This is a genomic window from Cellvibrio sp. BR (genome assembly GCF_000263355.1).
Lineage (GTDB): Bacteria > Pseudomonadota > Gammaproteobacteria > Pseudomonadales > Cellvibrionaceae > Cellvibrio.
This window is the reverse complement of record NZ_JH668202.1, coordinates 516,148-542,924: the sequence shown is the minus strand read 5'-3', so window position 1 is coordinate 542,924 and position 26,777 is coordinate 516,148. Positions and strand designations below refer to the sequence as shown.

Here is a 26,777-nt window from a genome sequence, read left to right as displayed (position 1 = left end):
ATCAACGGCGCCTTACATTAACGGCGTAAGTATCACATCCAATAATTTGATCGCAACAAACGGTAAAACGACACCACCCAAGCCGTACACCAGCATATTGTTGCGCAGTAATTTTTCCGCGCTAATCGGGCGCAAGTTGACGCCTTTTAGTGCAAGTGGAATGAGTGCCGGAATAATCAGCGCGTTAAAAATCAACGCGGCTATCACTGCACTTTGCGGGCTGTGCAACTGCATAAAATTCAGTGCGCCGATACTCGGAATCGCGGCAATAAAAATCGCGGGCACTATCGCGAAATATTTGGCTATATCGTTGGCAAGTGAAAAGGTGGTGAGTGCGCCGCGCGTCATCAGCAATTGTTTGCCAACTTCTACCACCGCAAGCAATTTGGCGGGGTCGGAATCCAGATCCACCATATTGCCTGCTTCACGCGCGGCTTGGGTACCGGAGTTCATTGCTAGGCCAACATCAGCTTGCGCGAGTGCGGGGGCGTCGTTAGTGCCATCGCCTACCATCGCAACCAAGCGGCCTTTGGCTTGTTCGGCGCGGATCAGAGCGAGTTTGTCTTCCGGTTTTGCCTCTGCAATAAAATCGTCCACACCGGCTTCGGCAGCTATCGCACCGGCGGTGATGGGGTTATCGCCGGTGACCATAATTGTGCGCACACCCAGTGCGCGCAATCGGGCAAAACGTTCGGCGATGCCGGGTTTGATCACATCGCTCAAGGCCACTACACCGAGGATGGCGGTGTTGTTAGCGACTACCAGCGGCGTACCGCCCGTTTGCGCGACCTGATTAATGAGACCCTGCAAACTACCCGGTACAAACAGATCGTAACCCTCTGCCCAGCGGCTTACCGCTGTGCCCGCGCCTTTGACAAATTCGCGCGCACTCTTGCCCTGCTCACCTTCGGTTTGGCCATCACTTGCGGGCAGGCTTAAACCCGACAGGCGTGTTTCGGCGGAGAAGGGCGAAAAGACCGCATCGCTTGGCAAGCTGGGTAACTGAAATCCACGATTCTCGGCCAGCTTGACGATGGATTTGCCTTCAGGCGTTGGGTCTTGCAATGAGCTGTAAACGGCGGCTTCCAGCAAGTCCTGTTCGTTTACACCAGCCACCGGCAAAAAGCGGGTGGCCTGGCGATCGCCAAAGGTGATGGTGCCGGTTTTGTCGAGCATCAGGGTGTCTATATCGCCCGCGACTTCCACGGCTTTACCGGATTTGGCGACTATGTTGGCGGCCAGCGCGCGATTCATTCCGGCGATACCAATCGCCGGTAGAAGCCCGCCGATGGTGGTGGGAATCAGGCATACCAGCAGCGCGATCAGCATGGTGTTATCCAGACTCACACCCATAAATCCGGCCATCGCGGGCAGGCTGGCCACGGCGATTAAAAACACCAGTGTCAGCGCCGCAAGCAAAACCGTGAGCGCCAATTCGTTGGGGGTTTTCTGGCGTTTGGCGCCTTCCACCAAACCGATCATGCGGTCGAGAAAACTCTCGCCCGGTTCGGTGGTGATGGCGACAACTATCTCGCCGCTCAACACTTTGGTGCCGCCGATGACGCCCGAGTGATCGGTACCGGCTTCGCGCAATACCGGCGCCGATTCACCCGTCACCGCCGATTCATTGATGCTCGCCACGCCCTCGATAATCTCGCCATCGGCAGGTACATAGTTACCCGCGCTTACCAGCACTTTATCGCCCTTGCGCAGTTCGGTGGCGGGAATGGTTTTAGTGATGCCCCCATGATTATCTAACCGCTCGGCCATCAGATCGCGGCGTGCTGAACGCAGGCTGGTGGCTTGTCCGCGTCCGCGCGCCTCGGCAATCGCTTCGGCGAGATTGGCAAACCAGACGGTGAATAGCAGGATCAGGGCGCAGGTCAGTTCAAAGCCAAAACTGGCGCCAGCGAATGCTCGTTGCAGGGTGATACCGGCGCTTAACAATGTGCCGACCAGCACCACAAACATCACCGGGTTTTTACTGGCGCTGCGTGGATTGAGTTTTTTTACGGCGATCCAGCAAGCGGCGACGAGTTGATTTTGGTTGAGTGTAGGCGCTGCTTTTTGGGATTTTTTAATGGTTGAATTCTTCATTTGGCAGCTCCTGAGTGTTGAGCTAATTGCAGTGCTTCGCCAATCGGGCCAAGCACCATGGAGGGCAGGAAGGAGAGGAAGTTGAGCAGCAGAATCACCGTCACCAGCGTCAGGCAAAAAGTGGTGCTGCCGATATTCAAACTGGCGCTGGATTCCGGCGCGACACGTTTGCGCGCGAGATATCCGGCAATCATCAGCGGGATAAACAGCGGCAAGTAGCGACCCAATGCGAGGCACAAACTGGTACTCAGATTCCACCAAGGTGTGTTATCGCTCAACCCTTCAAACCCCGAACCGTTATTGGCAAAGGCGGAGACGTATTCGTAAATCACTTGGGAGATACCGTGAAAACCCGGGTTGCTGGTGCCGGTGATAGACGGGATTGCCAGCGTGATGGCGGTTAGCCCAAGAATGCACAAACTGGGCAACACAATCAGCACGCCGAGCAGACGAATTTCCGGTGTCTCCAGCTTGCGCCCGAAGATTTCCGGCGTGCGCCCGATCATCAAACCGGCGAGGAATACAGTGATCCACACATACACCATAAAATTCACAAAACCGCAGCCAATCCCGCCCCAGATGGCGTTAATCAACATGCCCGCGCGCGTTACCAAACCGGCAATCGGGTTGAGTGAATCGTGCATCGCATTGACTGAACCGTTGGACGTTTGGGTGGTGAGCGTCGCCCAGAGTGCGGAGGCATCGGCGCCAAAGCGAACCTCTTTACCTTCCATGTTCACATCAGTTGCGCTGAGTCCGCTAAAGGCCGCATTGGGTTGGCGCTCGCTGTAAACGCTGGCGCTGATGCAGGCGATACTGAGTATTCCCATCGCCGCCAAAGACATCAAAGTAAAACGACGGCTGCGCAGCAGATAGCCCGCCATAAACACCACCGCCATGGGGATAAGCACCAGCGCCATGGTTTCCAGCGCATTGCTTAGCGGCGTGGGGTTTTCCAGTGGATTGGTACTGTTAGGCCCGAACCAGCCGCCGCCATTGGTGCCAAGTTGTTTGATCGCCACCATCGCCGCGACTGGCCCGCGCGGGATTGTCTGCTCGGTGCTTGCCGATTCAAGTGTGGTGACAGTCGCCGCGCCCTCATAACTACTCGGCACACCTTGCCAGGTCAGCAAGAGCGCGAGAATAGCGGCAGCAGGGATTAATATGCGCACCACGGCGCGGGTCACATCCACATAATAATTGCCCAGATCCCGCTCTTCGCCCTCAGCGGCAGTGTCTTTATTGTTGCCGCCAAGCAGACCACGCAATACCGCCAGACAAATCGCCAAACCCATCGCTGGCGTCACAAATTGCAAGGTCACAATCGCAACAGATTGCGAAAAATAACTCAGCTGCGCTTGCCCCGAATAATGTTGCTGATTGGTATTGGTGATAAAGGATACGGCGGTGTGCAGTGCCAGATCCCAACTGAGTGGGCCGATACCATCGGGATTTAACGGCAGGCGATGCTGAAATAAGAACAACAAAAAAGCGGCGATAAAGAGTAAAAAGTTGCTAAGCAGAAACGCACTGCCGTAGGTTTTCCAGTCCATGCCGCGCGATACATTAATCCCCAGCAGGCGGTAAAGGGTTTTCTCGATAGGTAAAAAAATCCGGTCGCTGGTGTGAGGCTGCGCAGAGAAAATCCCCGCCATATAAATCCCCAGCGGCCACGCCAGCATCAAGCTGGCAACAACAATCAGCGTAATTTCCAGCATGGTTTACTCCTGAAATTTTTCAGGTGCGACCATGGCCACACATAAGTAGATGGAGAGCGCTATAACAATCAACAACAGCAACGTATTCACGGGCATAACCTCATCTGTTAACGAGGAGATCAGGTTAGGGAAAACGCGCGTAAAGAATCGAGTGGGCAAGCAGCGAGGGGCGTAAAGAAGTTGTAAAGTCGGTTTATCCAATGCATCAGCTATGCTGAGGGTAGTGAATTCATTTCGACCAAATTATTTAAGAGCAAATAGTTTTGATTCTGGCGTTGGTTTTGCAAAGATATTTGCAAAGACCAAAACCGGAAAAGTATCACCAAAAAAGCACTACCGAAAAACCCTGAATGAACAATCTTCCTAAGGATTCTCATGCCCCATCGCGCCCATTTATTTTCCCTGCGAATTGGCCACGCCTTGCGCGAGGCGTGCATCACTGAACATTATGGTGCGCCGCGCTTCACCCGCGATTTATTAGCGGGCATCACCGTTGGCATTATTGCGATTCCACTGGCGATGGCACTCGCCATCGCCAGCGGTGTGCCGCCGCAATACGGTTTGTATACCGCCATCATCGCCGGGTTTTTAATTCCGCTGCTGGGCGGCTCGCGGTTTAGTATTTCTGGCCCTACGGCGGCGTTTGTCGTGATCCTTTATCCCATCGCGCAAAAATATGGTTTGGGTGGCTTGCTGGTGGCCAGTGTGATGGCTGGTGGAATTTTGGTGGTGATGGCACTGCTGCGCTTGGGGCGTTTGATTGAATATATTCCTGAAGCGGTAACGCTTGGTTTTACCGCCGGTATTGCGGTGGTGATTGCGACTTTGCAAATAAAAGATTTTTTTGGTTTGCAATTGCCCGATATGCCCGAACACTATTTGGAAAAGCTCTGGTTGTTAATACAAAGCTTGCCGGATTTTTATTGGCCGAGTTTTGTTGTCGCTGCCGCGACGCTCGCCATCATGCTGTTGTGGCCGTTATTAAAGTTGCCTGTGCCACCGCATTTGCCCGCGCTGATTGTCGGCACTCTGGTCGCTGTAGTGTTGAATCAATCTGGTTTTTCTGTCGATACAATTGGCTCGCGTTTTTCTTACACTTTGGCCGATGGCACCACCGGTTTGGGTATTCCACCCCAGCTGCCGCAATTTGAATGGCCCTGGCTGCAGGCCGGTGCAAATGGCGAATCGATTCAATGGAATTTGCGCGTGGTGCAGGATTTACTCGCCGCTGCCTTTGCGATTGCCATGCTCGGTGCGATTGAATCCTTATTGTGTGCGGTAGTGTTGGATGGTATGTCGGGCAAACGCCACAGTGCCAATAGCGAATTATTAGGGCAGGGCATCGCTAATATCATCACGCCATTTTTTGGCGGTATTACCGCGACTGCAGCGCTTGCGCGTTCAGCGGCGAGTATTAAAGCGGGTGCAGAATCGCCGATAGCGGGAATAATTCACGCGCTGGTGGTATTGCTCGGTTTGGTTGCGCTCGCGCCGTTGCTTGCTTATTTACCAATGCCCGCGATGGCTGCGTTATTGGTGATGGTTGCCTGGGGAATGAGTGAAGCGCATAAAGCGGTGCACTTAATTAAAACGGCACCGCGAGGTGATGTTTGGGTTTTTATCACCTGTTTTGCATTAACGGTGTTGTTCGATATGGTTATCGCGATTACCGCGGGCATTGTGTTGGCGGCGCTGCTGTTTATGAAAGAAATTGCAGCTATGACTCATGTGGATGATGTGACGGATGATGGGCGAATTGATGATAAAAAATTACCGGAAAACTGGCGTGCGTTCAGTATTAGTGGGCCATTATTTTTTGCGGCGGCAGACAGGGTGTTTGGTGAACTCTCAACGCTCTGCACCGAACAGCAACATATTATTCTCTCATTAAAAGAAGTATCGCTACTGGATGCAGGTGGCTTGTCGGCGTTGAATAAACTGATCGCCAAATGTGAAAAAAATAATACCGAATTAATTCTGACTGATATCCCCAAACAGCCACTGAGCACGCTGGCGCACGCCAATATCAAACCGATAAAAGGCGTGCTGCGTTTTTATTTAACGCTGGCTGAGGCCAGAAGAGTGGTTGTCGAAGGCCATTGATTTTGGGTTGTCGCCGCACCAGTTATTTTGCGTGTTGATACCACCGTCGGGCGACGAGTAGCCCATGCAGCCGAGCAGGCTATCGAAAATTTGTTCATGATGTGGATTGAAATTATTTTCTTCACGCTTTTTCAGATTGGAAAATAGCACTTGATGTTGCGGTTGTGCAATAAACTTATCCGATGCCCAAACAATAAAAGGAACGCGAAATTGTTCGGGGGGCGCCATCTCTTTTGGGGTGGCGTGGAAGTGTTGGTTTTCCTCGATAGATTCGCCGTGATCTGGAACATAAAACACTAGTGCATTTTTATTGCGCAATTTATCGAATACATTTTTCAGCATGTAATCAACGTACAGCACAGAGTTATCAAATGAGTTGATCAATTGCTGTTTGGTACAACTATCATCTATGTCCATACATTCCGGTGTGAAGTTTGCAAAGTCTCGCGTATGACGCTGGCTATAAAGGTGATGAGATCCTTTTGTGTGCAATATGATTAGGTGTTTTCCCTGTAGGTGCTTGCTAATGGATCGCTCCATTTGAGCTACTAATAACATGTCATCAATAGGATGTTTGCTGTAAGCATATTCCGCCGCAACTACTTCACGGATTTCGTAGCGATTAGCATCCAGGCTTGAATAAAACCAGGCTTCGCTTTGCATGGCAAATAATTCTGAGGTAAACCCTAATTTACGCAGCACGGCAAATACATTGCGCTCTTTGAGCGTGCGTTGGGCATCGTCTTCAGTACCATTTTCGCGTACAAACATGCAGCGTAGTGAAAGTTTTGTTGCTGTGTCGCATGAGGTGCCACGCATTGCAATCAGGTTGGGTTCTTGTGCGAGCAGCGGAGTTGTGCTGCGCTCGTAACCAAATAGCCCCATATGATCCCAGCGCGTGGTTTCACCAATCACAAATACCACAAATAAATCATCAAGTGCGGGTGTTGCTTGATAGGTGAAGTGTTTGCTTGGGTCATACAACTTTTGATTGCTGGTGCTTTCTTTGCCGAGTTGATGTAGGTAAATACTGAGGCTGGCGATCCAGTTGGTCGGTAAATAAGAGTGAGCAATAATGCCGCCAGTGCTGGCCGTATATTGATTGTTTTTACGTGCGTGATCTTCTGTGATGGCAATAATGGTTTTGATGCTGACATTAAATGCCACTAGTGCGCCTAGTATGGGTAAACAACTTTTGGCAATAGATTTAATTCCCATGTTGCTGTAGGTGGTATTGGTTAATTTGGTAAACCACAGCCACACACAGGGAGCTAATCCCGTGAGCACAAGCCACAGGAAAAATGTGTAACCTACCGCTTCACTGTTTAAGTCAGTATCGAATGTTAGCGTGGAAACAATGGCACCGTAGCCAATCACCACATTGAAAAATGTCATGTAGTAACTTGCTGCAGCAGATACAAGCAAGGTAAAGCTTGAAAAAAATTTATAACCAGTCTGCCCGAATAAGCTGAAAAAACGGACAAGTAAATAACACAGCGAAAATAATGCTAGGGCAGATAAAAGCGCAGAGCTTGTCTGAAGCCAGCCTCCTGCACAATTGCGAATAAGAACCGGGCTATTGAGTATTAGCCCAATGTAAACACTCAGTGCTATCGTTACCTGATGCTGACTGAAATGGGGGAAAAAGGTCATTATTATTATCCAGTAAATAGGGAAGTGCCTGATCTTCCCCTCGACTTGTAATGATGTTTAATTGCTATATGACTTTGCAAACCATTAATGGGGGCTCACTAATTCAGTCAGGTACTAATTATCTAACATTGAATCAGCTTCACCACCAAAGGCTGCCAGTAACGCGGTGATAAAGTTTTTTAACTCCATCGCCATAATCGCGAAGTCGGCATCAAATTGCTCCGCTTTGCTTTCTGGGTTACGTTCGTTAGCTTTATCGCTAATTACATCTTCAAATTTCAAACGCTTCACTGCGACTTGATCATCGATAATGCAGCTGATGGATTCTTTCCATACCAGCGCGATTTTGCTTACGTGCATACCGCTTTCCAAATGATTGCGGATTTCGCTTGCGGTTAAATCCTGTTTTTTACAGCGGACTACGCGGCCATCTTTTGCGGCTTGTAGTTCAACCTCTTCACCCAATTCAAACTGGTGCGGTGCTTCGCTTTCACGCAGCCAATGGGTCATCACTTGGGTGGGAATGTTTTTGGGTGCGATAGGTAAACAGCGCAAACTGCCCAAGGCTTCGCGCAATTTGCTGAGCAAATCTTCCGCGCGTTTAGCGGACGATGAGTTGACTACAATCAACCCTTCCTGTGGTGCTATGTAAGCGTAATCCAGCGATGAACGGGTAAAGGCGCGCGGCAGCAGCGAAAAAATAATTTCGTCTTTTAACGTGTCGCGCTCTTTGCGACCAACCGGGCGCGATTCGGCGTCTTTAATTGCTTGAACTTTTTCTTCCAACTGTTCTTTGATTACGCCACCGGGCAGAATTTTTTCCTGCTTCTTGGCGCAAATCATCACGTAACCGTTAGTCACGTGTATAAATTCACTGCCGTGACGGCCTAGCGGTGGTTCAAAACCATAGCGCATTGGGTCCAGGTTGCCGCAGGGGTTAAAACAATATTCGGCAAGCTTTTCATTTAATTCTTCAGCGGAAATAGTCCACTGTTCGGTGAGACGATACAAACGTAAATTTTTAAACCACATGGAAAATCCGTTAACAAATTAACAGTGAATAATGGGGTGCTTGTAAAGCTTGTCGAAGCTGATGAAGCAGGAGTTGCGGAAGTGTTTCTGAGACCGTCGGAGACATGGATGTCGACGGCGAGCCTCCAGGGAAGGATTTACGGCGTGTCTCGGAAACACTTCCGCAACTCCTGCTGGAGCTCGACGTTGGTACGAATTAATTAACCAACAATATCAATCAACTCAACATCAAAAATCAGCGTTGAGAAAGGCGCAATACTGGCACCTGCACCACGCTCACCGTAGGCGAGGTTGTGCGGAACATACAAACGCCATTTGGAACCCACAGGCATCAATTGCAATGCTTCGGTCCAACCGGCGATAACACCGTTTACCGGGAAATCGATTGGCTGACCGCGATTCACGGAACTGTCGAACACAGTACCGTCGATCAAAGTGCCGTGGTAATGGGTTTTTACTTTAGAAGTCGCGGTTGGAACTGCACCGGAGCCTTGTGTAATTACTTCATATTGCAAACCAGATGCAGTCACAGTAATGCCCGCCTTTTTGGCGTTTTCTGCCAAGAAAGCTTCGCCAGCACCTGCCAACGCCTTGTGCTGTTCAGCCGCTTTGGCTTGCATACGGTTGTTAATTTCTTCAAAGGCGGCTTGCATCTCTTCATTGCTGTAAGGCATTGCAACATCCTTCAATGCATCCACAACGCCTTGGGCTACTGCTTCAGGTGATACACCATCAAACGGGTTGCTGGCCAATTGATCGCCCATTTGACGGCCAATGCCGTAGCTCACGAGTTCTTCAACGCTCTTGAATTGGTTAGACATAATCAAATCTCATCTTAAGGATTTATGGCTCCACTTGAGGTGGAGTCAAGGTAAAAAGGCCGCGCAGTCTAGCAGATCACTCAGCGGATTCCTCCGGCTTTTGACTCTCCAGTGCGACCGGTGGGGCATCGGGCACGTTTACATCGCGCATAAAAATTCCCCAAAAGGCGATAAATAAGGCCGCTATCACCGGCCCAATCACGAAGCCGTTAATGCCAAATAGCGCCAAGCCGCCGAGGGTGGAGAGCAACACGATATAGTCAGGCAGCTTGGTATCGCGCCCCACCAAAATCGGGCGCAGAATGTTATCAACCAAGCCGATTACTCCCGCACCAAAAGCAATCAAAATGATTGCTTTGACATTCTCACCGCTGGCAAACAGATAGATTGAAACCGGCACCCAAACAATCGCTGGCCCCACAGCGGGAATCAGCGACAACACCGCCATTACCACACCCCACAAGAGCGCGCCGGGAATACCCAGCGCCCAGAAAATCAGGCCGCCGAGTGAACCTTGAATCAGCGCAATTACCATATTGCCTTTGATGGTTGCCCGAGTGACTTCGCCAAACTTGGAAAACAACAAGCGCTCGCGGGAATCGCCCAGTGGCAAGGCGCGGATTAATAATTCCAACAGGTAATTACCATCGCGCAGCAGGAAGAACGTCAGGTACAACATCAGGCAGATATTCAGCAGTAGCTTAAAAGTGTTTTGGCCGATACTTAACGCATTTTGTGCCAACCATTTACCGCCGCTCATGGTCACGCTCAACGCGCCTTCTTTGACCTTGGCAAAATCGATTCCAACGCGATCCAGGGTTGCTTGCACGGCGGGGAAGGCTGTGCGTACCTGATCGAGATAGCGCGCCGGGTCTACCTCTCCCGATTCCAGCTTCTTGTAGTAAGCCGAACCCTCGGCAACCACCGAGCTAATCAGGATGGTGACCGGCAATACCACAACCAAAATGCAGGCAAATAATGTGAGTAATGCGCTGGTATTGGGGCGGCCATTGAAATATTTGATCAGCCGCGTCTGCATCGGATAAAAAATTACCGTAATCGCACAAGCCCAAAAAATGGTGCCAAAGAAAGGTTTCAAAACCAGTAAGAAGCCCACAGAGACGATGAGCAGAAAGAGCAAAAAAGTGCGAGTTTCCAGTTTTTGTTGCATGGTGCGAATTCCGTAAGTAGCCCTGCTGGTGATGCGCGACTATACGGCAGCAACTCCGGCGGTGTCATCCCTTTCCCTGTGCTAATCTCAAGCAAGGTGACTTCTGTGGATCAGTCTATGTGGCACTTGCGCTGGCACATCTTTACGGCCGTGTTTGTTCTCGCAAATTGTGCCCGGGCACAGGTCGCTGTTACACCTGCCGAAACTACCCCCAGCATTTATGTGGTGAATGTGGAAGCGGTCACCCCGGAGCGTGAGGATGACTACTACGTCAACCTGCTGCGCCTGATTCTTGCCGCAAGCAAAGCCCCCAATGAGCACATTGAACTGCGATTTTCCGATCGCCAATTCACCCAGTGGCGCTGGCTTATTGAATTAAGCAATACTGAAAGCACCAATAACCTGCTGTGGACAGTCACCTCCAATCACCGGGAAACCCTGCTACGTCCCATTCGTATTCCATTATTCAAAGGCTTAATTGGCGCGCGGTTGATGGTGATTCGCCGTCAGGACGAAGCGCGCTTCAAACAAATAACCTCGCTGCAGGATCTACAACAACTGGTCGCAGGACAGGGCGCAAACTGGCCGGATACGGCTGTGCTAAAAGCGAATGGATTACCGGTTACTGAAGGTGTAGGTAAGGAGCAGTTGTACAAAATGCTGGCAGCTAAACGGTTTGATTATTTTCCGCGCGGTGTCACCGAAATTGCTAATGAAACTGCCTTTTTGCAGCGGTACGATCTGGTGGTTGCGCCGAATTGGTATTTGTCTTACCCCGCGGCCATGTATTTTTTTGTGAATAAAGATAACGAAGAATTAGCCAAACGGATGGAATCCGGTTTTGAACGCTTAATCGATAACGGCGAATTCGAGCAGTTTTTCAAGTCCCATCCTCGCATCAAAAATGGCCTGCCTTATCTGGTGAATCGCAAACCGCTGCTGCTCAGCAATCCCTCCCTGCCCAAATCCATGCCGATTAATCAGCCGCGGTATTGGTATGGGGAGACGGGAGGAGGTTATTAGATTTTACCTTTTGAATGATTGCGCCCGCGTTGGATTGATTCAGGATCGAGGTGGGATATGGGAGAGGGCACATCAAAGGGCGCGATAAATCGCGCCCTTATGATCAATGTTGTGTTTTTTCGGTGGGATTGCTGCAGCTGGCGTCGCTGGTTTTATCGCACCCGCCACATCCACCGCAGGCGGCGGATTTTTTGGCGGAGGGGAACAGCCAGCGGCGCACTAAAAAAATCACCGCCGCCAGAACACAAATACCAACAATCAGTTCTTGCCACGGAATGTCTTGCCACATAGTTATTCCCCCCTTCGTTGATTAACCCACAATTGCGCTGGCGATTTGGTAGGTCGCCCAGGCGGCAAAGTAGGCCAATGCAAATAAATAAACGGTGAAAAAAGTCGTCGCTTTGGCGGAGTTGGTTTCGCGTTTTACCACGGCGATGGTGGATATGCATTGTGGTGCATACACAAACCAGGCGAGGTAGGCGTAGGCCACCGGCAGTGACCAGCTTGCAGCGAGTGCAGAGCCAAGTGCGACATCAATCGATTCTTCACCTACAGCATAAACCGTTGCTAACGCACTTACGGCAACTTCGCGTGCGCCCATGGCGGGGATGAGTGCAATACACATCTGCCAATTAAAACCGAGTGGGGCAAACAGCGGCTGCATAAAGTGGCCGAGTTGACCGGCGAAGCTGTAGTCGATAGCAGGCATAGTGGCGTTTTCCGGGGCGCCGGGGAATGTCGCTAAAAACCAGAGCACAATCGAGAGGGCGAGAATAATGGTGCCCACACGGCGGATAAAAATCCACGCGCGTTCACGCAAACCCATCAACAGGTGATAGGCCATGGGCCAGCGGTAGGTGGGCAACTCGAGCAGCAGTGGAAATTCTTCGCGGCCACTGCGGCGGCGCATAATCCAGGCGATCAGTGCGGCGCTGGCGACACCGGCGAAATAGAGGGCAAAGAGGGTTAAACCCTGCAGGTTAAAAAAGCCCCACACGGTTTGTTCGGGAATAAACGCCGCAATAATTAGCGCATACACCGGGAGGCGCGCCGAGCAAGTCATGAGTGGCGCGACCATGATGGTGATAAACCGCTCGCGTGGGTCTGAGATAGTGCGTGTCGCCATAATGCCGGGAACAGCGCAGGCGAAGCTCGACAGCAGTGGGATAAACGAGCGACCGGACAAGCCCAGCCCGCGCATGGGGCGATCCAGCAAGAACGCGGCACGGGTGAGGTAGCCAGTGTCTTCGAGTACCAGGATAAAAAAGAACAGGATGATAATTTGCGGCAGGAATACCAGCACACCGCCCACGCCGGCGATTAATCCCTCTACGATAAAGTCTTTCAGAATGCCGTCGGGCAATAGCGTGCCGACTAACTCTCCAAGCCCACTAAAACCCGCATCAATTAAATCCACTGCCGGTGATGCCCAGGCAAATACCGCTTGGAAGATCACCAACAAAATACTGAATAGCACCACTAAACCGAGCAGCGGGTGCATTACCAAGGCATCCAGACGATCTTGCCAACGCGGCAGGTGCGCGGGGGCGATGACGTACTGGCGTATCAAACTCTCGATTTCGGCATAGAGCGCTTCTACCGATTCCTGGCGGTCGCTCAGGGTCAAACTCTGCTCGCCAGCGGCCAGTGGTGGCTGTTGTGCATAGCCATCCAAGAGTGCGCGCAACTCGTTCACACCCTGGCTATTCACCGCGACGGTTTCGATAATAGGCATACCAATCGCGTGCGAGAGCGCTGCTGTATCAATACTGATGCCGCGACGTTTGGCTTCATCCATTTGGTTGAGTGCCAGCACCATCGGGCGATTGAGGGTTTTCAGCTCCATCACCAACCTTAAGCCCAGGCGCAGGTTGCAGGCGTCGACGACAGCGATAAGTAAATCCGGGCGGCGTTCACCGGCCAGTTTGCCCAGAATCACATCGCGGGCTACTTGCTCATCGGGCGATGTCACAAACAGGCTGTAGGTGCCGGGTAAGTCGAGCAATTCGGCGGGTTTCGTTAAACCGGTCACTATGCCCGAGCGGCGCTCAACGGTAACGCCGGGGTAGTTGGCCACTTTGGCGCGGGCGCCGGTCAAGCGATTAAACAGCGAGGTTTTGCCGCAATTGGGGTTGCCAATCAGCGCAAAGCGAATAGGGGAGGACATAGAGCTACCTGATAGAGGCCTGATTAGGGGTGAGTGGATGCAGGTTCCACACAGATTTTGGCGGCTTCAGCACGACGCAACGCGAATTTGGTACCGTTGACTTGCACTGCCATGGGGTCTGAGCCCATCAAGCCAAAGCCGATCACTTTGAGCAATGCGCCGGGTAAAAACCCCAGTTCTTTCAAACGCAGGCTGACGCGTTCGTCTTGCGCACCAAACAGCGGTTGTTCAATCAGGGTCGTCACCCGCACGGTCGCGCCTTTGCGACATTGATCAAGGCGCAGCACGGGGGAGAGGGAGTCAGCAAGCACAGCAGTATTCATAGATAATGTCGTCTTGAATGTAAATGAGATTGATTATTAGAAAGAATACTTCATTTACCCCTGTGCCGCAATTTACGGTGCCGTTTTTGCGCAAATCGTTAACATTTCTTTGTGAAACTTTTATTAACGATTTTCCAGCCGGTTGTAGTCCAGCAATGCGGCTTCTTCCGGTGCAGCGATTTTATAGAGTTGATGAACCCTATCGCTAAATGCCCAGAAGTCCGGGTGAGTGCGCCGGATTCCAAAACGAGCCTTGAAGTTGCGGTAGTCCTGCTCCGAGCCCAATTGCTGCAGCTGGGCGATAAACTCGTCCAATTCATGAGGTTCTATGCGCATAAAACTGTTGGGGTAGACGCCGATTACCCCGCGTGCAAGGGTGAGGTTGTCTTCGCCGGGAATACGCCGTTTGTCCTCGCCAAAGAGTGACGATAAATTGGAGTAAGCACTGTTGTGAATCAGGCTAAATAAGCCCACTCCGCGCAATTCGATGAGTGTGGTTTGCGGCAAAAAACTGATGGCCTTACCGCTGGTATTTTGCAACTCCTGATAGAGCGCCAGTTTGTGCGCTGGCAATTTGGCGGTGTTGAGGTTATGCGGCGACTGGCCCGCTTTGCCCAGATGTCGTTTCAACTTGAGGTAGAGCTCTTCCTGATGGGCGTCGCTCTGGTAGTGAATCTTATTGGTGATATCTACCTGCTTTAAATAGAGATCAATATAGGTTTGCAGGTTTGCTTCCGCATCGCGATACCAATACTGCAACGTGGTTTGCTGCGTCTCCCGAGGCAATAATTCAACAAAATTCATCTCGCCTTCAATGCGCAAAAAATCCATGTAGAGCCGGCTCAACAGTTGGTGGGAGACATTGCCGTACACATCAAAACCCGCCACCAATAAATAGTGAATCCGCTCCAGCAGCGGGTAGCCAATCACCCAGGCAGTTTTGGGCGATTGCCCAATCATGCCTTTGTGCACACTGGCGCTGTCGGCGTGGCGAAAAATGGTGAGCGCGGCGTTGTTATTACTGCCTTTATCGCCATCCCAAATACTGTGCATTTCCAGCCCGCCATTAGCGGCGATTTTTTCTTTCACAAAATTGGCTTTAGCCGCTAGATACTCTTTTTGCAGCTCTGAATACTTAATCCAGTTAGTGAGCGGCAGCAGGGTATTACCCGCACCCGCTGGCAATTGCAGGTGTTTGCTATTTTCCGCCAGAAAACGTGCATCCTCATCGGTGGCTTGTGATTCGGGTGAATAGAAAAATACCCAGAAGTGATCCTGAATCACATTGAGTGCCACCTGCCCGCGGCACACTGGGCCCTTGATGAAATTCATAATGGTGAACTGCGCTTCATTGAGCATAAAACGATAGCGCGCATTAATTGGCAGTTGTGCAAAGGTGATGAATGGGTTGGAGGCAGTTGCACTGTTGTAGTCAGGCAGGTGGCTGACTGGATAGGCGGGGGTATAAAACAGTTCTTGCCATTGCTGCGCTCGCGCCGCGTCCAGGCGATAGGGCATATGGTTTTTGGCGACGACACTGGAGGGATCTTGCCAGAGGCGGTAGTAAACCCGGCTCACGCCCGGGTCATCAAATGGGCGTGCGGTGCTGATACGGTTTATGGGCTCGCCCGGTGGCGTGCTGGAGCGCACCAGGCGGAAATACACACCGGGCGCGGCGGCAAAATCGATCTGCGCCAAAAACAGGTGTTCATAAATGTAGCGGTTGATCAACTGTGCTTTGAGTGTGTTGCCATTTAAAAAGGCTTCCCAGCGTGCGACTTCAGTGTAAATTTTTTCCGGGAGCACCGGTGCTTTGCCCATCGCCGCTCCCTGTTTAAGCCACTCCATGGTGACCTTATGCTCTTGTTCATTCAGCCCCGGCAGGCCATAGGGCATACCCAATAATGGGTTCTTGGCGGTATAGCTATGCAGGTTTTCAATGCTGGCGCAGTACTGGGGGCTATTAATGTCCAGATTGAACGCATCCGAGAGCAGGGCATCTTCTGGCAGTGGATTGTCTTGTTTTAACTGCAGCAGCTGGGCCGTCACACTTGCATTGATATTGGCGCTGGCGCTATTGCCACGCTCGTTGATTACCGGGTGAAAGCCTTTGCTGCGCCACTCAGCCGTGGACTGGGCATCCTCAAACAAGCGGGTCAGGCTGGCGCCCAGCAGGCGAGTACCATCATAAACTTTGGCGGGGTTGGCGCCGCGCAATAGTCCTTCATAGGATTCAAGTTTGAGTTGGCAGGGCGAGTCGTAACAACCGTGGCACACCACGCAGCGCTGTTCGATAATGGTTTTGGTATCGCCATAATAAGTGTGAGTCGCCAGTTGTGGGTCGGAGGAAAGCTCACGCGGAACGGCTTTGCCGTAGCGTTGATCCCACTGGGAACCCCCGATACTGACGCAGCCTAACAGGGTTAAAAAAAGAGCAAAAAGAGCAAGGCGACTCATAGAAATCCTTAAAATCTTCAACGCTGAACAGGCCAGAAATAGCCGTCAGTCTAGCGGTTGTCAGTAAAAGTTGGGAACCCTGTATCAAGGAGGCTGTCAGGCCTATAAGTATTACGCCATAATCGCCCATTAATTCGTGTTATCCACCATTACCAACAAGTCACCAACAAAAGGGTTTGCCATGAGTGATGATTACCAGCCCCGTCCCAAATCTTCGTCTACTGCCATGATTGTTACCGTAGTCATTGCCTTGATTGCGCTGGGCCTTGCCTTTATGTTCCTGCGCGATGATGGCTCTGCAATTACCCCTACGCAGGTAACGCCTGGCGCTACCACCCCAACGGCTGTTACTGCCAGTAGCGTTCCGGCGGAACAGGCGCCCATCGAAGAATATCAACCACCGGCCCAAGTAATTGAAGTTGAGCCGCTACCAGCACTCGGCGAGAGTGACAGCAGTGTATTGGCGGCGTTAATGCAATTGCGTGGCGAAGGGCTCATTGAATTACTGGTGCCGCAGGAATTGATTCGTAAATTTGTATTGGCTGTGAACAATCTTTCGGAGGGTAAAGTCATTCACGAATACCGCCCGGTCATATCACCACCGCCACCATTTATTGTGGATAGTTTTACCGTGATGATTGAAGGCGAAGCGGTTGAGCAGGAGCGCGTATCCACCAACAATTACCAGCGTTATGAAACCTATGTCACTACCTTGGCGTTAATTGATAGCGATGCAGCGATTGCCGTGTACCGTCGTTTTTATCCTTTACTCGAAGAAGCCTTTCGCGAATTAGGTTTGAAAAAACCGAATTTCCACAGCGTGCTGATTGCAGCGATTGATAACATCTTGGCGGCGCCAGATCATCAAGGTGACTTATTGTTAGTTCGTCCAAAAGTGTTTTATCAATACGCTGACCCGGCACTGGAACAATTACCACAAACCCACAAATTAATGCTGCGCATGGGCCCCGAAAATGCGCGCAGCGTGAAGGCAAGTTTGCGCCAATTGCGTGCACGCCTTATTACCCAGTGAGTTATTCTTGTGCGTAAGTAGGTGGGCGTTAAAGCCTGAAAAAAGCCGCATTTTTGCGGCTTTTTTTATGCCTGGAAATTCATGTGTGTATTTTCGTAATGTTTTTTCGGTAACAGCAAAAATAATTTTTTTGCGGTGTTTGGCACATAAATAATCTAATCATTTGATTTGTAATAGATTTCTTCTAAAACTCCACAGCAGCCATTGATTTACTTTCTTTTACGCGGATTTACAAAGTTGTTGACAACGTTGTCCGGTCTGGATAGTGTTGATTCATCGACAACGTTGTCTTGGGGCGGCGATTTTCGAAAAGGTTTAATCGTTATCAATACACATAAAAGTACCAATCTCGGGAGATTAACCATGCGTAATAAGTTAAGTGACGCGATCAAGCTAGCCAACAAAAGTGCAATCATGCTCGGTTCTGTTGCAGCCGTTGCGATGATGGGGTTTGCAGTAACTGCTAATGCACAAGATGCGGGTGCAGAGCCGGAAGAAGTATTGGTAACCGGTATCCGTGGATCGCTCAAGCAATCCATTGATGTTAAACGTAACGCTGCCACTGTAGTGGATGCAATTAACGCGGAAGATATCGGTAAGTTTCCGGATCGCAACGCGGCAGAGTCCCTGTCTCGTATCCCTGGTGTGAATGTAAGTCGTGAGTTTGGTGAAGGCGAAAAAGTAAATATTCGTGGTACTAGTTCAGATTACAACCGTACATTATTGAACGGCCAAACCGTAGCATCAGCTGACTGGTTCATTCTGGATAACCCAAACCGCAGTTTTAACTACACCTTATTGCCATCCGTTCTTATCGGCACTGTTGAAGTACATAAGAGCCCCGAAGCTTCTCAGGAAGAAGGTTCTTTGGGGGGTACTGTAATTATCAAGACCCGCAAGCCGCTTGAGCAAGAAGCTAACAGCTTTACTGTGTCTCTCGAAGGTCAATATCAAGAGACTTCAGAAAAAACTGATCCGCAAATAGCTGCGCAGTACTCTTGGAAAAACGACGCAGAAAGTTTGGGTGCGTTGATTTCTTACACCAAGCAAGATCGTTCAGTTGTTCGTGAAGGTTTTGAGGTGCTGGGCTGGGGTGCTGAAAATGCCAATGGTGTATCTGCTCCTAGCCAGCCGATGGGTGTTCCGCGCTTTGAGCAAAGCCGTGAGCGTGAAACAGCATTTGTTTCCCTCCAGGCTGCGCCAATAGATTCATTGACTATGACTTTGAATTTGTTGAATTCCAAAATGGATGCAAACAACCAAAATGCTAACTGGCTGGTTTGGCCAATCACTGATATCTCTGGCGCCACCATCGAAAATGGTAGCGTGGTTGCTAACGAGTCCGACTCTGTGAACGTAGGTGTGAACTGGATTAACCGTGTTTCAAGTACCGAAACCAAGTCTTACAATTTTGAAACCAAATACGAAACTGATGCGTTTACTTTGACTGGTATTGTTGGTTATACCGAGGCTGAAGGCGGTACTTTCCGTGAGACGTCATGGGAATATGTTGCCGCTGGTTCAAGTGCAAGCTTTGACCTGACTGCGCCAAGTCTGGTGTCAGACCCTGCTCCAGCAGATGCTTCTGCCTTTGCTGCTGGTTGGATTTGGGGTGGCTCTAAGCCAACTACCGATGAAGAGACATATGCTCAGGTAGATTTGGTGTTCCCTGTTGAGTTGGGTGCATTTAATGCCATTAAAGTGGGTGCAAAATTACGTGATGCAGAGCGTACACAAGACCGTCATGCTTACAGTTGGCATGCTGATCCGGTTGGTGATAACGGTGGCTATATGTGGTACGTCTTTGACCAGTGCCCAAATTTGGCAACTTGTGACCTGAATGCTTTAGGTGTGCAGAGTGTTGATGCACCTGTAGGTGGAAATTTCCTTGACGTAGTTAAGCAAAACCGTGCGGTAATGGAAGAGATTGCATTTGTTGGATTGAATGGTCGTCCTGCTACTTATGCTATCTGGAATAACTTGCCTGAGATCTGGACTGTTGAAGAGGATATCACTGCATTGTATGTGCAGGGTGATTTCGAATCTGACTCTATCAGCGGTAACGTGGGTTTACGTTATGTTGATACCTCGCAAACTTCAGGTGGTTATGACTACACCGGCTCTGGTTTGCAGCTCGTTAACGTGGACGAAATTGACCCTGCATGGGCTGCCTTGATATCTCCACCTACAGATACTGTGAACTGGACAACAGTAGATAACGATTACAGTGAAATCCTCCCTAGCGTGAACATCAAATATGATCTGAATGATGAGATGGCCTTGCGCTTTAGTGCTGGTCGTGTGATGGCTCGTCAAAATCAGGCATCACTTTCTGCTTACGAGACTGCTGGCGCATTGAACGTTCCTAACCCAACGGGTTCTGCTGGCAACCCATTGCTGAAGCCAACGTTTGCTAACCAGTACGACTTGTCTTACGAGTGGTATTTGGCTGATGCATCTATCGTATCTGCTGCTTACTTCTTCAAAGATATTAGTTCATACATTGGTACAGAAACTTATGTTGAACCTCGTTTGCGTGAAGAAGACAACACTATGGTTGATGTGGCATTCAATAAGCCAACTAATGCTGAAGGTGGCACGGTTTCTGGTCTTGAGTTGGCTGCGACACATACCTTTGAAAATGGTTTTGGTTTAACAGCTAACTACACTTATACCGATGCAGAAAATGATGACCCTGAAGCTTACACTCCAGGCGTTTCACAAAACATGTATAACCTGTCTGGATTCTATGAGAACGACTTGTTAAGTGCTCGTGTTATGTATAACTTCCGTACTGACTGGTACAAAGGTAAGCATAGCAACGGTAATGACTTATTTAACGATGACTTTGGTCAAGTGGATGCAACCATCAGCTTCAATCTGATGGAAGGTTTGAGCCTGAACTTTGAAGCTCTTAACCTGACAGATGAAGAAGTAACTGAATATGCTGATGATAATGAGTCTCGTCTGATGTCTATTTATGAAAATGGTCGTCGTTTCACTGCTGGTATACGTTATACCTTCTAATGAAATGGCCTAGCGTTTAATAAAAAGCCGGGCACTTGTCCGGCTTTTTTATTGCAAATGAAATAGGTTTTAAATGAGTTTTCAATAGGTGTTGTGATGGCAAATATAGAACTTTTGGATAAAAGTTTACACGTAGACTTATGTGTGTATAACAAGTTGAGTTTTGAACATGTTCAGAATGCGAATCTTGTGCCTTTGGTTGCTGATGAATTTATTTATGCAGCAGTTAATTTCCCTGTCGTATTTGTCAAAGATCCCGTTACAGGAGAGTTTCGCGCTGCTGGATTGGTGGGGTTAGAGAAAAATGAAAATCTAATTTTCAGCAATAAAGGTGCTCTATCAACCTATGTTCCGGCTTCAATTTATAGATATCCATTCTCTGCTGTTCTTAATGAAGGTACTGGAAATTTAAGTTTATGTATTGATATGGATAGTAAGCTGGTTGGTAAGCAGGGGGAGCGCTTGTTTCATTCGACTGGGGAACCAACAGAATTAACCATTCGAAAAATAAATGATCTTTCTAAATTGATGGATCAGGAAGTAAATACTTACAAATTTATGGAGTTTCTTTTTAAGAAAGGCTTAATTGAGCCTGTAGAGCTAAAAATTAACTTGGGTAATGATCAAAGTATTCTTGGTGGGATATATAGAGTAAGCCAAAAGGCTTTGAGCGAACTGGATGATGAAACCATTATTTTTATTCAGCGCAATAATTATTTTAGTTTAATTTATTCTCATTTGCTGTCATTTGGACATATCCAGCGCTTGATCGATTTTAAATTAAAAAAACGCGCTGAATAATCATGATATCTATCATTGACCAGCTTCCAAAAGTAGAGATTTTCCATGAATGGCAGTCTCCAGCGCTTTATGAGCTTCTAAAAAAGAAATCTGTTCCTGTGCTATTGAAAGGGCTTGTTAAGTCTTGGCCTATAGTCAATGCAGCGAGTCAGTCGGATGAATGCCTTTTTAACTATTTGTGCAGCAAAGCATCGCCTGGATTGGTCAATACATTGGAGGCTCCCTTTTCAACGAATGGTTATATTTTTTATAACGATACATTGCAAGGTTTTAACTTTGAACGAAAACAATCAAGTTTTCGCGAATTTTCCGATCGCCTGTTAAGTTTCAGAAACAGAAACTCCGCTTTTTTATCCATACAGAGCGCGTTTATTGATGATCATTTTCCAGGCGTGAATATTGAAAATACTATGACGGTTATGGGCGAGAAACTTCGTCCGCGCATTTGGATTGGCAACAAAACTATTGTTGGTGCACATTATGATGATGCAGATAATATAGCGTGTGTTGTCGCCGGCAGGCGCAGATTCACACTCTTCCCTCCTCATCAAATTAAGAATTTGTACGTTGGCCCTTTAGAGTTCACTCCAGCGGGAGCGACTGTCAGTATGGCCTCACTTGTTAATCCTGATTTTGATAAGTTTCCGCTTTTACGGAATGCGCTTGATAATGCGCTTGTTGCTGATATGGAGCCAGGAGATGGATTATTTATTCCTACCTTATGGTGGCACCACGTTGAAGCCTTGGGTGAGATAAACGCGTTGATTAATTATTGGTGTGGTGGATCTATCGGTGGCGGCATGGCGCCACCTTATCCTCATGCCGCAATGCTTATGAGCATGTTGGCGATGAAAAAGCTTTCTCCTGCTGAAAAAAAATCCTGGAAAGAAATATTTGATTATTATGTATTTCAAGAGAGCGACGAAATGGCGGGACACTTACCGCAGGATAAAAGAGGCATCATGGGAGAAATAAATGAAAAAGCTATGGAACGACTAAAAAAATGGCTGATTTCCCAGTTGCAATAACCTTCTGTAAAGAGTCTTGGATATGACAGTGTCATCAATAATTATAGTGGGAGGTGGAACAGCAGGATGGTTGTGCGCCAATCATTTGGGCAAACGATTTAGTGCATCAACAGAATTTAGTCCGCAAATTACTCTGATCGATTCCAACGAAATCCCACCTATCGGTGTCGGTGAAGGCACTGTGCCCGCCATAAGACAATCGCTGAAATACCTGGGTATTTCTGAAACTGAATTAATTCGCCATTGTGATGCAACTTTTAAGCAAAGTGTAAAATTTATTGGTTGGAATCAACAGTCAGCCCCAAATTATTATCATCATGTATTTGACTTTCCAGAGCTGAGGTCGCCAGACCAAATTTATTCATGGTTGGCGAGTGCTAGGCCGGAAATTCCATTTACTGATATTGTCTCTATTCAGGGGCATCTATGTGATGTGGGTCTGGGGCCGAAGCTCATTACCCAGCCGGAATACGCCGGTGTTGCAAATTATGCGTACCATTTTGACGCGGCTAAATTCAGTCAGCTTTTAATGAAAAATGCGACTGAAAAATACGCAGTTAAACATTTAAAAGCCGATGTCGAACAGGTAAAAATAACTGAAATGGGTGACATAGAATCTCTGGTCACTAAACAACTAGGACAGCTAAGAGCAGATTTATATATTGATTGCTCCGGTTTTTCGTCGTTACTCTTGGGGAAATCACTCGGAGTTCCCTTTGTCGACAAGAGTGGTGTTTTATTTGTTGATACTGCGCTGGCCTATCAAACTCCCTATGAATCAGCCGAAGCGCCAATTCCTTGCAGTACCTTGGCGACAGCGAAAAAGGCTGGATGGATATGGGATATAGGCTTGAGTTCACGTCGTGGTGCCGGTTATGTGTATTCTTCCTCGCATACAACTGATAGTGCTGCGGAACAGGATTTTGCGCGTTATCTAGGGCTGCAGGAGAATGATGTCAATTTTAGAAAAATTCCTATGCGGGTAGGGTATCGGGAAAAGTTTTGGCAAAAAAACTGTGTTGCAATTGGTTTATCCCAAGGATTTGTTGAGCCTTTGGAGGCGACGGGTTTATTGATGTTTGATGCAACCGCCAAAATGCTCGCCGAATTAATTCCTTCATCCTCCTCAACTTTTCCAGTGGTCGCCAAACAGTTCAATAAGATAGTGCGAGCAGCTTGGGACAATGTGGTCGACTTTATCAAGCTGCATTATTGCATTTCAGATCGTACAGACAGTGATTTCTGGAATGATAACCGAGAGTTAAGGGGGGTTCCTGACTCCTTGCAGGAAAAGCTGGAGTCGTGGCGCTGGCGCACCCCCAATATTTATGATTTTCCCAATAAATTGGGGATTTTTCATTGGGAAAATTATCTCTATGTGCTCTACGGAATGGACTTTAAAACCAGCTCTGTCCATCGTGAAAGCGAAAATCCGGATTTAACAGGGCAGTGCTCCAGGAGATTTACAGAGCTTAATCTAAAGCTCGATAAACATCGCGATCTTATTAATAAAATCAAACAATATGGGTTGAAAAAAATCTAACATTTCTTACGCTTTTTTTATGAAAATTTCAGTTTGGTGAATCTTCCAATAACCTGAAAACTGCACTGCCAATAATAGTGTTGCCTGCTTCTGTGGCCATAAATTGGCTGGCCAATAAAAAATTTCCAAAATACTCTTTATTTCTTTGACAACGTTGTCCGCAAGGCGTAATCTAATCCTGTCCGATGATGAAAGCCGGGCGGGGTAGCTCTCCATATCCTGTGTGGTGTCAGCGGGCATGAGTTCTCTAGAGCTGTAGTAGTGGTCTTGTGGTTAGTGCCCGAAAGGGCGCTAACCTTTTTTGAATCCGGATTGGATTTAAATAACCACCTTTGTCGCAGCTGGACATGGAAATATGCGACCATTCCACTGTCAGACTTTAAATAGCATTTGGCATGGTTGCGTGGCGCTGTAAGAGCCAAAGTTTATATTTAAAAATAAAGAGGTAGATCATGGTGAAAATGCCGCTTGGCGAGCAGACCTTGTACATCGGGATTGACGGCGGCGGCACCAAGTGTCGTGCCAGTATCATGACCGCTGATTTACAAGTGCTAGGCACTGGCGTTGGCGGCCCGGCTAACCCTTTCCATGGTGTACAGCAAGCTAAAGATTCTATTCGCACTGCCGCCGAACTGGCTCTTATCGATGCCGGTTTACCACCTGCTGTGATGGGGCAGTTGATTGCGGGCGCGGGTCTTGCGGGTGTAAATGTTCCCAGTCTCTATGAAGTGATGAGCGATTGGCAGCATCCCTTCAAAAAAATGTTTCTCACTACCGATTTGCATATCGCCTGCCTTGGTGCTCACAACAGTGATGAAGGAGCGGTGATGATTGCAGGCACAGGTTCTTGTGGTTATTCCTACGTTAATAATGCGTCGTTGTTTTTAGGTGGTCACGGTTTTCCAATCGGCGATAAAGGCAGCGGTGCCTGGATGGGATTGGAAGCGATTAAAGCCGTGCTACTCGATTACGACAACCTTGGCCCGGCCACTATTTTGAGTCGCAGCATTAGCAGTTTTTTGCAGGCTGAGGGTGTGATGATCGTGGACAAAATGTTCGGTGCCAAACAAGGTGATTACGCCAAATTTGCCATTTTTGTGGTGGATGCTGCAGATGCGGGCGATGAAGTTGCAATGAGTATTGTAAAAGAAGGCGCTGCTTATATGAGCGCTGTAGCTCGTCGCCTATGGGCAACCCAGCCTGGTCGTATGTCGATTATTGGTGGTTTGGCGCCGCGCCTTATTCCCTGGATGGACAAAGACATGGCGGACAACCTTTCGCCTGCGTTGTATCAACCAGAATTCGGCGCTGTCTATTTTGCCAAGCAGCAATTTAATGTTCAGGAAATCTCTAGCAAATAGATTTTTGTCTTGCCCGCAAACACGGGGGCTCATAAAAGCCACGAAACAATGAATTCGGTCAGTACCAATAGCCTTACCCAAAAACATAAGAACCCAATGTAAACCCACTAGCGCAGGTTACTTACTATGTCAGTCGAAACTATGGCGGTACCCAAGCAGTCATCCAACTTAATTCCCTTGGCGATGATTGCCGGTTTGTTTTTTATTTTTGGCTTTGTAACCTGGCTCAACGGTTCTCTGATGCCGTACCTGGAGTTGGTACTAACCCTGACGCCTTTTCAAGCATCATTTATTTTATTTTCGTTTTACATTGCAGTAACGGTTTTTGCTTTGCCCTCATCCTGGGTGATTCGCAAAGTCGGTTATAAAAATGGGATGGCCATTGGTTTAGCGGTGATGGCATCTGCCGCGCTGTTATACATTCCCGCTGCAAAATCCCATTGGTTTCTGTTGTTTTTAGTTGCGCAATTTATGATGGGGGCGGGCCAAACGTTAGTGCAAACTGCCGTTAATCCCTATGTAGTAAAAATGGGGCCGGAGGAGTCTGCTGCTCGCCGTATCAGTATTATGGGGATCTTGAATAAATCGGCAGGCATTGTGGCGCCCTTGGTATTTACCGCTTTGATTCTTGGTGGCATGAGTGGCACCGCATCAAAAACACCAAGCCCCGAAGAAATCGAACAGCTCGCGGATAACCTTGTATTACCCTATATCTACATGGCGTTAGTGATTGGTATTGTTGCCTTTTTGGTAAGAATTTCGTCGCTGCCAGAATTGGATTTGGATGAAAGTAAAGAAGAAAAGCTGCCGCTACGCGAAGTGTTTCAGTTTCCGAATTTAGTGTTGGGTGTTGTCGCGCTGTTCTTGTATGTGGGCGTGGAGGTGATCGCAGGCGATACCATTGGCTCCTATGGGCGCAGTATTGGCTATACCAATTTTTCTATCCTCACCTCTATCACTATGGCCTGTATGGTGTTTGGTTACATTCTTGGCATAGTGTTAATTCCGCGGGTAATTTCCCAACAAAATATGCTGTTGGTCTCCGCTGTGTTGGGGGTATTTATCAGTTTGGCAATTGTGTTTGGCAGCAACGAATCCACTTCTATTTCATCGTTTTTTTCATTCCTGGGTATGCCCGCTATTCCCAATACTATTTTGTGTATTGCGCTGCTGGGGCTTGCCAATGCCATTGTATGGCCAGCTATTTGGCCTTTGGCGCTGAGCGGTCTGGGTAAATACACTGCAACTGGTTCGGCGCTATTAATTATGGCAATCGCCGGTGGTGCGGTAGTGCCCGTTATTCTAGGTGCGGCGTCCACTATTGTGGATCGTCAGACTGCATACATCGTAATGACACCCTGTTATTTATTCATTCTTTATTACGCAGCAAAAGGATACAAACTGCGCAGCTGGAAATAA

The 26,777-nt window shown here is 48.7% G+C and carries 21 protein-coding genes; 9 read left to right on the top strand and 12 right to left on the bottom strand.

The window, feature by feature from the left end; genetic code table 11:
* Positions 1-12: 12 nt before the first annotated feature.
* From kdpB to kdpF, 3 genes are read right to left on the bottom strand one after another with little or no spacing between them, the layout of a single operon-like run.
* The gene (gene kdpB / locus O59_RS12670) at positions 13-2,097 is read right to left on the bottom strand and encodes a potassium-transporting ATPase subunit KdpB (protein ID WP_007643293.1); all 2,085 of its coding nucleotides are present in this window, start codon (positions 2,095-2,097) and stop codon (positions 13-15) included.
* Positions 2,094-3,815 (bottom strand): potassium-transporting ATPase subunit KdpA, encoded by a 1,722-nt coding sequence (gene kdpA, locus O59_RS12665; RefSeq protein WP_007643292.1) that lies wholly within the window; start codon positions 3,813-3,815, stop codon positions 2,094-2,096. The genes kdpB and kdpA overlap by 4 nt, the downstream gene beginning before the upstream one ends.
* Before the next feature lie 3 nt (positions 3,816-3,818).
* Positions 3,819-3,911: a K(+)-transporting ATPase subunit F gene (gene kdpF, locus O59_RS22310; protein ID WP_081489706.1), complete on the bottom strand. Its 93-nt coding sequence runs from the start codon at positions 3,909-3,911 to the stop codon at positions 3,819-3,821.
* A 279-nt stretch (positions 3,912-4,190) separates the two neighbouring features.
* On the opposite strand from kdpF, the gene dauA reads away from it, so the two are divergent.
* A complete protein-coding gene (dauA, locus tag O59_RS12660; RefSeq protein WP_007643290.1) occupies positions 4,191-5,918 on the top strand; it encodes a C4-dicarboxylic acid transporter DauA in 1,728 nt (575 codons plus the stop codon).
* Here the strand turns inward: dauA and eptB are convergent.
* From eptB to O59_RS12640, 4 genes are all read right to left on the bottom strand, one after another.
* Positions 5,874-7,571, bottom strand: a complete 1,698-nt coding sequence (gene eptB, locus O59_RS12655) for a kdo(2)-lipid A phosphoethanolamine 7''-transferase (protein WP_050977060.1) — start codon at positions 7,569-7,571, stop codon at positions 5,874-5,876. The genes dauA and eptB overlap by 45 nt on opposite strands.
* A 114-nt stretch (positions 7,572-7,685) precedes the next feature.
* Positions 7,686-8,603, bottom strand: a complete 918-nt coding sequence (rdgC, locus tag O59_RS12650; protein WP_007643287.1) for a recombination-associated protein RdgC — start codon at positions 8,601-8,603, stop codon at positions 7,686-7,688.
* Positions 8,604-8,803: 200 nt separating this feature from the next.
* Positions 8,804-9,424, bottom strand: coding sequence for an FKBP-type peptidyl-prolyl cis-trans isomerase (locus O59_RS12645; protein WP_040392356.1), 621 nt, complete (start codon positions 9,422-9,424; stop codon positions 8,804-8,806).
* A gap of 76 nt (positions 9,425-9,500) precedes the next feature.
* Positions 9,501-10,595, bottom strand: coding sequence for an AI-2E family transporter (locus O59_RS12640; protein ID WP_007643278.1), 1,095 nt, complete (start codon positions 10,593-10,595; stop codon positions 9,501-9,503).
* 105 nt (positions 10,596-10,700) lie between these two features.
* Between O59_RS12640 and O59_RS12635 the strand changes: the two genes are divergently transcribed.
* Entirely contained in the window at positions 10,701-11,618 is a 918-nt protein-coding gene (locus O59_RS12635) for a transporter substrate-binding domain-containing protein (protein WP_157152565.1), read from the top strand.
* 103 nt (positions 11,619-11,721) lie between these two features.
* On the opposite strand, the gene O59_RS12630 is transcribed toward O59_RS12635, so the two are convergent.
* The 4 genes from O59_RS12630 to O59_RS12615 form a co-directional block, all read right to left on the bottom strand.
* On the bottom strand, positions 11,722-11,907 hold the full coding sequence (locus O59_RS12630; RefSeq protein ID WP_007643276.1) for a FeoB-associated Cys-rich membrane protein: 186 nt from the start codon (positions 11,905-11,907) through the stop codon (positions 11,722-11,724).
* Positions 11,908-11,928: 21 nt separating this feature from the next.
* Positions 11,929-13,785: a ferrous iron transporter B gene (locus O59_RS12625; RefSeq protein ID WP_007643275.1), complete on the bottom strand. Its 1,857-nt coding sequence runs from the start codon at positions 13,783-13,785 to the stop codon at positions 11,929-11,931.
* A 23-nt stretch (positions 13,786-13,808) separates the two neighbouring features.
* The gene (locus O59_RS12620) at positions 13,809-14,108 is read right to left on the bottom strand and encodes a FeoA family protein (RefSeq protein ID WP_007643273.1); all 300 of its coding nucleotides are present in this window, start codon (positions 14,106-14,108) and stop codon (positions 13,809-13,811) included.
* A 123-nt stretch (positions 14,109-14,231) separates the two neighbouring features.
* Complete coding sequence (locus O59_RS12615; protein ID WP_007643272.1) at positions 14,232-16,565, bottom strand: fatty acid cis/trans isomerase; 2,334 nt, start codon at positions 16,563-16,565, stop codon at positions 14,232-14,234.
* Positions 16,566-16,746: 181 nt separating this feature from the next.
* Here O59_RS12615 and O59_RS12610 point away from each other — a divergent pair, with 181 nt between their 5' ends.
* The 5 genes from O59_RS12610 (at position 16,747) to O59_RS12590 (ending at position 23,997) form a co-directional block, all read left to right on the top strand.
* The gene (locus O59_RS12610; protein WP_050977059.1) at positions 16,747-17,598 is read left to right on the top strand and encodes a DUF3014 domain-containing protein; all 852 of its coding nucleotides are present in this window, start codon (positions 16,747-16,749) and stop codon (positions 17,596-17,598) included.
* Between the two features lie 363 nt (positions 17,599-17,961).
* Positions 17,962-20,625 (top strand): TonB-dependent receptor, encoded by a 2,664-nt coding sequence (locus tag O59_RS12605; RefSeq protein ID WP_040392353.1) that lies wholly within the window; start codon positions 17,962-17,964, stop codon positions 20,623-20,625.
* A 96-nt stretch (positions 20,626-20,721) separates the two neighbouring features.
* Positions 20,722-21,426, top strand: a complete 705-nt coding sequence (locus O59_RS12600) for a SapC family protein (protein WP_007643267.1) — start codon at positions 20,722-20,724, stop codon at positions 21,424-21,426.
* Between the two features lie 2 nt (positions 21,427-21,428).
* Complete coding sequence (locus O59_RS12595; protein WP_081489705.1) at positions 21,429-22,454, top strand: cupin-like domain-containing protein; 1,026 nt, start codon at positions 21,429-21,431, stop codon at positions 22,452-22,454.
* A 22-nt stretch (positions 22,455-22,476) separates the two neighbouring features.
* Positions 22,477-23,997 carry a tryptophan halogenase family protein gene (locus tag O59_RS12590; RefSeq protein ID WP_040392350.1) on the top strand — a complete coding sequence of 507 codons (1,521 nt, stop codon included), beginning with the start codon at positions 22,477-22,479 and terminating at the stop codon, positions 23,995-23,997.
* Between the two features lie 6 nt (positions 23,998-24,003).
* Here O59_RS12590 and O59_RS12585 read toward each other — a convergent pair whose 3' ends face one another.
* Positions 24,004-24,237 carry a hypothetical protein gene (locus O59_RS12585; protein WP_040392348.1) on the bottom strand — a complete coding sequence of 78 codons (234 nt, stop codon included), beginning with the start codon at positions 24,235-24,237 and terminating at the stop codon, positions 24,004-24,006.
* Positions 24,238-24,449: 212 nt separating this feature from the next.
* On the opposite strand from O59_RS12585, the gene nagK reads away from it, so the two are divergent.
* Both nagK and nagP read left to right on the top strand, forming a co-directional pair.
* Complete coding sequence (gene nagK / locus O59_RS12580; protein ID WP_007643257.1) at positions 24,450-25,358, top strand: N-acetylglucosamine kinase; 909 nt, start codon at positions 24,450-24,452, stop codon at positions 25,356-25,358.
* 126 nt (positions 25,359-25,484) lie between these two features.
* Complete coding sequence (nagP, locus tag O59_RS12575; protein ID WP_157152564.1) at positions 25,485-26,777, top strand: N-acetylglucosamine MFS transporter NagP; 1,293 nt, start codon at positions 25,485-25,487, stop codon at positions 26,775-26,777.

Bases quoted from the DNA above. Each gene is read 5' to 3' on its own strand.
- O59_RS12645 (WP_040392356.1), bottom strand. From the start codon at position 9,424: ATGTCTAACCAATTCAAGAGCGTTGAAGAACTCGTGAGCTACGGCATT.
- O59_RS12625 (WP_007643275.1), bottom strand. From the start codon at position 13,785: ATGTCCTCCCCTATTCGCTTTGCGCTGATTGGCAACCCCAATTGCGGC.
- O59_RS12640 (WP_007643278.1), bottom strand. From the start codon at position 10,595: ATGCAACAAAAACTGGAAACTCGCACTTTTTTGCTCTTTCTGCTCATC.
- O59_RS12620 (WP_007643273.1), bottom strand. From the start codon at position 14,108: ATGAATACTGCTGTGCTTGCTGACTCCCTCTCCCCCGTGCTGCGCCTT.
- dauA (WP_007643290.1), top strand. From the start codon at position 4,191: ATGCCCCATCGCGCCCATTTATTTTCCCTGCGAATTGGCCACGCCTTG.
- O59_RS12630 (WP_007643276.1), bottom strand. From the start codon at position 11,907: ATGTGGCAAGACATTCCGTGGCAAGAACTGATTGTTGGTATTTGTGTT.
- nagK (WP_007643257.1), top strand. From the start codon at position 24,450: ATGGTGAAAATGCCGCTTGGCGAGCAGACCTTGTACATCGGGATTGAC.
- eptB (WP_050977060.1), bottom strand. From the start codon at position 7,571: ATGACCTTTTTCCCCCATTTCAGTCAGCATCAGGTAACGATAGCACTG.
- kdpF (WP_081489706.1), bottom strand. From the start codon at position 3,911: ATGCCCGTGAATACGTTGCTGTTGTTGATTGTTATAGCGCTCTCCATC.
- nagP (WP_157152564.1), top strand. From the start codon at position 25,485: ATGTCAGTCGAAACTATGGCGGTACCCAAGCAGTCATCCAACTTAATT.
- O59_RS12615 (WP_007643272.1), bottom strand. From the start codon at position 16,565: ATGAGTCGCCTTGCTCTTTTTGCTCTTTTTTTAACCCTGTTAGGCTGC.
- O59_RS12605 (WP_040392353.1), top strand. From the start codon at position 17,962: ATGCGTAATAAGTTAAGTGACGCGATCAAGCTAGCCAACAAAAGTGCA.
- rdgC (WP_007643287.1), bottom strand. From the start codon at position 8,603: ATGTGGTTTAAAAATTTACGTTTGTATCGTCTCACCGAACAGTGGACT.
- O59_RS12595 (WP_081489705.1), top strand. From the start codon at position 21,429: ATGATATCTATCATTGACCAGCTTCCAAAAGTAGAGATTTTCCATGAA.
- kdpB (WP_007643293.1), bottom strand. From the start codon at position 2,097: ATGAAGAATTCAACCATTAAAAAATCCCAAAAAGCAGCGCCTACACTC.
- O59_RS12610 (WP_050977059.1), top strand. From the start codon at position 16,747: ATGAGTGATGATTACCAGCCCCGTCCCAAATCTTCGTCTACTGCCATG.
- O59_RS12585 (WP_040392348.1), bottom strand. From the start codon at position 24,237: ATGCCCGCTGACACCACACAGGATATGGAGAGCTACCCCGCCCGGCTT.
- O59_RS12600 (WP_007643267.1), top strand. From the start codon at position 20,722: ATGGCAAATATAGAACTTTTGGATAAAAGTTTACACGTAGACTTATGT.
- O59_RS12590 (WP_040392350.1), top strand. From the start codon at position 22,477: ATGACAGTGTCATCAATAATTATAGTGGGAGGTGGAACAGCAGGATGG.
- kdpA (WP_007643292.1), bottom strand. From the start codon at position 3,815: ATGCTGGAAATTACGCTGATTGTTGTTGCCAGCTTGATGCTGGCGTGG.